This window comes from Pseudonocardia sp. EV170527-09, from assembly GCF_008369905.1.
In the GTDB taxonomy this organism is placed as follows: domain Bacteria; phylum Actinomycetota; class Actinomycetes; order Mycobacteriales; family Pseudonocardiaceae; genus Pseudonocardia.
The window spans coordinates 64,796-71,213 of sequence record NZ_VRMC01000022.1; the positions used below are offsets into that span (position 1 = coordinate 64,796).

At 74.1% G+C, this 6,418-nt stretch carries 8 protein-coding genes; 2 read left to right on the forward strand and 6 right to left on the reverse strand.

The window, feature by feature from the left end; translation table 11 throughout:
• Nucleotides 1-12 precede the first annotated feature (12 nt).
• The gene (locus FVA95_RS09410) at nucleotides 13-666 is read left to right on the forward strand and encodes a DUF998 domain-containing protein (protein ID WP_149663850.1); all 654 of its coding nucleotides are present in this window, start codon (nucleotides 13-15) and stop codon (nucleotides 664-666) included.
• An 81-nt stretch (nucleotides 667-747) separates the two neighbouring features.
• On the opposite strand, the gene FVA95_RS09415 is transcribed toward FVA95_RS09410, so the two are convergent.
• Together FVA95_RS09415 and FVA95_RS09420 are read right to left on the reverse strand one after the other, a co-directional pair.
• Complete coding sequence (locus FVA95_RS09415; RefSeq protein WP_149663851.1) at nucleotides 748-1,035, reverse strand: hypothetical protein; 288 nt, start codon at nucleotides 1,033-1,035, stop codon at nucleotides 748-750.
• A 154-nt stretch (nucleotides 1,036-1,189) separates the two neighbouring features.
• On the reverse strand, nucleotides 1,190-2,242 hold the full coding sequence (locus FVA95_RS09420; protein ID WP_149663852.1) for an ABC transporter substrate-binding protein: 1,053 nt from the start codon (nucleotides 2,240-2,242) through the stop codon (nucleotides 1,190-1,192).
• Between the two features lie 254 nt (nucleotides 2,243-2,496).
• On the opposite strand from FVA95_RS09420, the gene FVA95_RS09425 reads away from it, so the two are divergent.
• Nucleotides 2,497-3,387, forward strand: coding sequence for a hypothetical protein (locus FVA95_RS09425; RefSeq protein ID WP_149663853.1), 891 nt, complete (start codon nucleotides 2,497-2,499; stop codon nucleotides 3,385-3,387).
• Nucleotides 3,388-3,405: 18 nt separating this feature from the next.
• On the opposite strand, the gene FVA95_RS09430 is transcribed toward FVA95_RS09425, so the two are convergent.
• From FVA95_RS09430 to FVA95_RS09445, 4 genes are all read right to left on the reverse strand, one after another.
• On the reverse strand, nucleotides 3,406-3,957 hold the full coding sequence (locus FVA95_RS09430; RefSeq protein WP_149663854.1) for a TetR/AcrR family transcriptional regulator: 552 nt from the start codon (nucleotides 3,955-3,957) through the stop codon (nucleotides 3,406-3,408).
• A gap of 128 nt (nucleotides 3,958-4,085) precedes the next feature.
• Nucleotides 4,086-4,454 (reverse strand): SPW repeat protein, encoded by a 369-nt coding sequence (locus FVA95_RS09435; RefSeq protein ID WP_043281558.1) that lies wholly within the window; start codon nucleotides 4,452-4,454, stop codon nucleotides 4,086-4,088.
• Between the two features lie 202 nt (nucleotides 4,455-4,656).
• Entirely contained in the window at nucleotides 4,657-6,099 is a 1,443-nt protein-coding gene (locus FVA95_RS09440; RefSeq protein ID WP_149663855.1) for a VWA domain-containing protein, read from the reverse strand.
• A 149-nt stretch (nucleotides 6,100-6,248) separates the two neighbouring features.
• On the reverse strand, nucleotides 6,249-6,418 hold a 170-nt coding region (locus tag FVA95_RS09445; protein WP_149663856.1), incomplete at its 5' end, for an integrase core domain-containing protein.

Consider the following 6,418-nt stretch of genomic DNA (forward strand, 5'->3'; position numbering starts at 1 on the left):
ACGATCTTCGTCATGTCCTCGCGTGCCGACGGTGCCGTGCTGTCCTACCTGGGTCTGCGGCGCGCCGTCGGCGTGATCGGGATCCTGCTCCCGTTCGTGCTGGTGGGGGGCGACCTGGCCCTCGGCGGCGACGGACTGCGGGACTCGATCAGCCGCTACTACTACTCGCCGATGCGCGACGTGTTCGTCGGCTCGCTGTGCGCGGTCGGCGTCTTCCTCTACTGCTACCGCTACGACCGGCCGGACAACCGGCTCGCCAACGTCACCGGGACGGCGGCGATCGCCGTCGCCCTGCTGCCCACCCGGCCCGACGGCGCGACGACGACGGCGGCGACCGTCGTCGGATACCTGCACCTGGCCGCGGCGACGGTGTTCTTCGCGGGCCTGGCCTGGTTCTGCCTGGCCCTGTTCACCCGCGGGGAGTCCGGGACTCCGGGCAAGGCCGCACGCAACGTCGTCTACCGCGTCTGCGGCGCGACGATCGTGGCCTGCCTCGTGCTGGCAGCACTGGACGCGGCGCTGGTGCCCGACGCCGTCGCCGAGCGGTTCCACACCCTGTTCTGGCTGGAGGCCGTCGCGATCCTGGCGTTCGGTGTCGCATGGTTCGTCAAGGGCGACACGCTCCTCAGGGACCAGCGCACGGAGGACCCGGCGCCGGTGATCTGACCGCCTCCGCAACGACGGACGGGCCGGTCCGGACACCCCTCGGCGGGGGTCCGGACCGGCCCGTCACGAGACCGGGTTCGGTCAGCCGACCGGAAGCGACGGGAGCTCGCCACCGGTGGCACCGGTGACCAGGTCGACGACGCTGTCCAGCGGGGCCGGCAGCGCGAGGTCGTGCTTCTTGTCCTCGTGCTTCTTGTGGTCCCACTTCTTGTGGTGACCCTTGTCCTTGTCACCCTCGTGCTTCGAGTGGCCCTTGTCCTTGCCACCCTCGTCGTAGCCGGTGCCGCCGGCGAAGGCCGCGGCGGGCGCCGCGACGGCCAGGGGGAGCAGCGCTGCACCGACGAGCGCGCCGCGAACGGACTTCCGCATCTCACAACCTCCATGGTTGATCGTTGGACCGTCGCACACGGTCTCGCCCACTCAACGAGGACGGACGGGGCCCGCAACGGCCGTTCACCCGTTAGCGTCACCAGCACGAATAACCGATAGTCATGTGTCGACTACGGCAGCCGGGGGATCCGGTTCAGCTGCGCGAGCGGGCCGCCGCCTCGGCCAGGATCGGCAGGTAGGCGTCGAGCACCCAGGGGATCGACAGGACCGACGGCGCCGAGCTCGCCACCACCCGGTCGGCGCCGACGACCGGGGCGAACCCGCCGCGGGCCATCGCCGGCAGCAGCTGGACGCCGGGCGCGGTGCGGAACGCCTGCTCCTCGGCCTGCGTCGCGAAGAAGCCGATGACCAGGTCGGACTCCACGCGCGAGAGCAGCTCGCCGCTCACGGTGTAGTAGACCTCCCCGCCGCCCGGGGCGTTCTGCTCGACGTAGGGCGCCAGGGTGAGCCCCAGGTCGGTGACCAGCTGGACGCGGACGTCGCCCGCCCGGAACACCCCGAGCGCACCGGCGTCCATCCCTCCGGTGTAGATGAACGTGGCTCCCGCCAGCTGCGGGTACCGCTGCGCCGCGGTGCGCAGCCGCTGCCCGGTGGAGTCGATCAGCTGCTGGGCCCGTGCCGGGTCCCCGAACACCTGACCGGCGATGCGGGTCTGGTCCCGCCAGCCGGTGGAGTACGCGGCGTCGGGATAGGCGACGGTCGGGGCGATCGCCGACAGCTGGTCGTACTCCGCCCGGCTCAGCCCGGAGTACGTGGCCAGCACCAGGTCCGGGCGGGCCGCGGCGACCTGCTCGATCGGCGTCGCCGACAGGTCGTCGGAGCCGATGACCTGCGGAAACGGGCCGCCGTGCGCGGTGATCGCGTCGCGCACCCAGGGCAGCACGCCCTCGGCGTCGCCGCCGTAGACGGTGCGCGGGATCGCCACCGGCAGGACGCCCATCGCCAGCGCGACGTCGGTGTTCGCCGCGCTCAACGTGACCACGCGCTGCGGCCGGTCCGGGACGACCGTCTCTCCCAGCGCGTGCCGCACCGTCACCGGGTAGCCCTCCGCGACCGCGCCCCCCGCTCCCTGCCCGTCCTGCGGCCGGGCGCCGCACCCGGCGAGGACCAGCAGGCCGGCGGCGCCGGCGAGGACGCCACGACGGCTCACGGAACGGGCGGACAGGGGTGCTGCGGCGAGCGGCACGGCGAACCTCCTCAGATCAAAAGGCAAGCCTAACCTGACCCAGCGCGACGCCGAGCCCTACGCCGAGTCCCGATCCTGCGACACGGGATCCGGCTTCCGACACCGGTTCGGACCCCGTGCCGGAAGCCGGATCCCGTATGGGACGGGCCCGGGTCGGCGGTCGTTCTGGTCGCTCGGCGCGCCGGGGGCCGCATCCGTCGCGTGGGACGGGCGCCCCGACCGGAGGGTCCGAACCCGCGGGTAACGTCGCGGCCATGCGTGCTCCGGACACCGGCGACCGGGCCGACCGCGACGCCGGCCCCCGCTCCCCCGCGCCCGGTCCCCCGGCCCCTCCGCCCGCATCCGGCGGACAGGGGCGGCCGTACGAGCCCGCGTCCCCGCCGCCCGTGCGGCCACCGGGGACACCCGGCCCGGTGGCGGCCCCGCCCGCCCCGCCGGCACCCGAGGTCCGCACCGACGGCCCCGACGGCCGGGCCGACAACGACCGGGCCGACGACCGGGCCGACGGACTGCGTGACGGGCAGGCGGCCGCAGCCACCGCCGTCGTACCGGCCGGGCCGTGGCCGACCGTGCGGCCGCCGTCGCTGCGGGCCGTCATCCTCGGCCGGGTCGCAGCGGGGGTCGCGGCGGTGTGGTTCGGCGTCGTCTACTCGATCACCACCGACGTGCACGCCCGGGCCGACCATCTGCTGGCCGCGATCGTCGTCGGCGGACTGCTCAGCCTGCTCGGTGTGGTGCTGCTGTGGCTGTCGGCGTCGCGGATCCCGGTGCGGGTCGCCCCGGCCCGTGGGCCGGACATGGGGCTGGTGCGCGACCGTGCCGCGGCACGGAAGGTGCTGCGGTCCGGGGGCACGCCGGATGGCGAGCAGCGCAGGCTGATCGCGGTCGACGTGCTCGCCGACGCCCGGCTCCCGCAGGTCACGGGCGCGGTGTTCGCGCTGCTCGGCCCGCTGGTGATGGCCGCGGTCAACGCCTCGGGGCCGCTCGGCTGGGCGGGGCCGCTGACCGCTGGGCTGATCGTGGTGGTGCTGGCCCTGCTGGCGTGGCGGACGTGGACGGCGCACGCGCTGCACCGTCTCGCCGACCGCAGGCACACCGTCCCGCGCTACGAGGAGTCCGGCGCCCCCTGGCGCCCCTGGCCCTGACCCGCCCGGGGAGCGCAGCTACAGGCCCGCGGCGACGAAGGACAGCTCGGCCTCCATGTCGGTGCGATCGTCGTCGCCGTGCCGGTCGAGGGCGTAGCGGTGTCCGATCGCCGCGGCCAGCAGCCGAGCGGCGGCCCGGATCCGCTCAGGCGCCCCGCCGCCGGCGGCGAGGACCTCGTGCACCGCGTCCTCCAGCTCACCTGCGCGGCGCAGCAGCGCGTCGCGGACGACGGGATGGGTGTCGGCCTCGCGCCACAGCAGGTGGGACAGGACCGAGGACGCGTCGAGCGCCCGGTCCAGCGCGGCGACCAGCGCCCGCAGCCCGGCGAGCGCGTCCCCGGCAACGGCGACGTCCGCCCCGCGCACCGGGTGCGGGAGCCGTTCGACGAGCGCCTCGAGCAGGTCGGACTTGCGGCGGAAGTAGTAGTGCACCAGCCCCTTCGGCACCCCGGCGCGCTCGGCGATCCGCGAGGTGGGCGTCGCGTCGAACCCGTGCCGGGCGAACAGCCCCTCGGCCGCGTCGAGGATGCGGTCCCGGGCGGGTGCGTCCGGGTCGAGCTCGTGGTCCACGGTGCGATCCTCCCCCGGACGCGGCGGGGGCCGCGACCTCTGCGGGTCGCGGCCCCTCACCTGGTCGTCCAGCTGTCGGACGGTCGGTTCTGTCGTATCGATCGGCCCTGTCGGCCCTGTCGGCTCGGTCAGTGCGCGGCGAGTGTGCGGTGCTCGGCGTTCGCCGCGGGCAGCGCGGAGGCCGCCACGACGACCGCGAGGACACCCGCCACCCAGGACGTCCACGACGCCCCGGCCAGCGCGCTGTAGCCCATCACCCAGGGGGCGAGGAACAGCAGCACGCCGAGCACGCCGTGCACCCACTCGCTCGCCACCGAGCCGGGCACGGCGAGCGACCAGAGCGACGTGGCGGCGAGCACCACGCCCAGTACGACCATCGTCCACGCAGCGGCGGCGTTCGTCGTCGTCACGAGAGGCGAGAGGGCCGTCAGTACACCGATCACGAGAGCTGCCCAGTCCTGCCAGCGCTGCCAGGTACGACCAGTGGTCCCAGCCATCGTCAGTCACCTTCTCCTTGTGAGGTCCCTGTGGGGATACCTCCGGTCTACGCTTGATTGGCCGGCCGGTCAAGACCTGACGAACAGTGACGTACGTGACGAGGAGCTCGACCGTTCCCGCTGATCGCATGCCACGTGCCCGCCCCGGGGACGCCGTCGTCGTGCAGGTGCAGTAGTCCGCGCCGGGTGCCTGGCCCGAGCGTCAGACCGGAAGCAGCGCCTGGACGACGTCGGTGAGCTGGGCGGCGGTACGGCACTCGTGCATCGGGAGCACCTCGCCGTAGCGGGTGGCGGCCGAGTCCCCGGAGCCCCAGCTGCGCTCGGGCTCGGGGTTGAGCCAGTGCGCGTGCCGGACCCGCCCGGCCATCATGGCCAGGGCCCGCAGGTTGGGGTCGCGGTAGTTGGTGCGGCCGTCGCCGAGCACCAGCAGCGACGTCTTCGGGGTGAGCGCGTCGCCGTGGTGCTCCAGGAAGTCGCCGAACGCGCTGCCGTAGTCCGAGTGCCCGTCGAACGCGGTGAGCGTGGCCTCGCGCAGCACCCGCTGCATCACCCCGGACAGCTCCGCGCCGGGCTCGAACAGGTGCGTGACCTCGTCGGTGCGCTCGATGAACGCGAACACCCGCACCTTCGAGAACTGTTCGCGCAAGGCCTGGACCAGCAGCAACGTGAAGTGGCTGAACCCGGCGACCGACCCGGACACGTCGCACAGCAGCACCAGCTCGGGGCGGCCGGGGCGGCGCACCTTGTGCGCCGGGTCCATCGGCACGCCGCCGGTGGACATCGACCGGCGCAGCGTGCGGCGCAGGTCGAGCTGTCCGCGGTTCGACCGGCGACGCCGCGCCGACAACCGCGACGCGAGGCGGCGGGCCAGGGGCTGCACGGTGCGACGCAGGTCGGCGAGCTGGGCGGCGTTCGCGGTGAGGAAGTCGACCTGGTCGGTCTGGGTGGGGGTGGTGGTGCGGGCGATCTGCTCGCGGCCGCGCTGCTCGGCGGTGCGGCGACGGACCTCCTCGCGGACGATGTCGCGGAAGCGGGCGATGCGGTCGCGGATCTCGCGGCGGCGGACCTCGGAGACGAAGTCGGTGTCCCCCTCCTCGCGCAGCCCGTCGAGGATCCGGGCGAGCAGGGTGTCCGGGGACAGCGCGTTCAGCGCCTGGTAGGCCGACCAGTTGGGCCTGGCCGTCTGCCCGCGGACGCCCTGGCCCGCGGCGCCGGAGTTCCCGATCGCGTCGACGGCGGCGCGGGCGAGCTCGCGCAGGGTCTCCTCGTCGCCGTCACGCAGCAGGTCGGCGAGGATCTCGCGCAGCGCGTCGACGTCGACCGGGCCGGTGCCCTCACCGGACTCGTCGTCGATCCGCGGGACGTCGACGTCGGAGGACCCGGCGCCCAGCGCGGGCGGGAACCACAGGTCGAACAGCGCGTCGAAGGTGTCGCGCTGCCCGGAGCGGCGCAGCAGCGCCGCGGCGAGCCCTTCCCGCAGCTGGTCGCGGTGCAGCAGGTCGAGGGCGCCGAGCACACGGGCCGCGTCGACGGTCTCCACCGGGCCGACCGCGACGTGGTGGCGGCGCAGTGCGGAGACGAAGTCGACGAGGTGCCCGGGCAGGCCGTGCTCCGGGGCGAGCGCGGCGGCAGGCGGGATCGTCACCCGTCCATCATGCGCGACGCGCGCGTGATCAGCGAGAGTGGTCGGCCCACCCGCTACTGTCCGTACATGCGCCGACGCTCCGGTCGAGCCGCCGAGCCACGACCGGAGCGCCGGGGTGCACCGCGGTCCCACACCGCGGGAGCTTCCGCCTAGATGTGATGTCCAGGGAGGTTGGTCAGCCTGGTGACTGGTGGCTGGCCGCCGATGGCGGAGTGAGCGCGGTGGTGATTGTAGAAGTGCAGCCAGCCGGGTAGGGCGTCGTTGCGTTGGCGGGTCGACTCATAGAGTCGGGCGTAGGCCCAGCCGTCGGCCAGGGTCC

Coding starts and splice junctions, on each gene's coding strand:
- FVA95_RS09410 (WP_149663850.1), top strand. CDS start 13: ATGTCCTCGCGTGCCGACGGTGCCGTGCTGTCCTACCTGGGTCTGCGG.
- FVA95_RS09415 (WP_149663851.1), bottom strand. CDS start 1,035: ATGCGGAAGTCCGTTCGCGGCGCGCTCGTCGGTGCAGCGCTGCTCCCC.
- FVA95_RS09425 (WP_149663853.1), top strand. CDS start 2,497: ATGCGTGCTCCGGACACCGGCGACCGGGCCGACCGCGACGCCGGCCCC.
- FVA95_RS09435 (WP_043281558.1), bottom strand. CDS start 4,454: ATGGCTGGGACCACTGGTCGTACCTGGCAGCGCTGGCAGGACTGGGCA.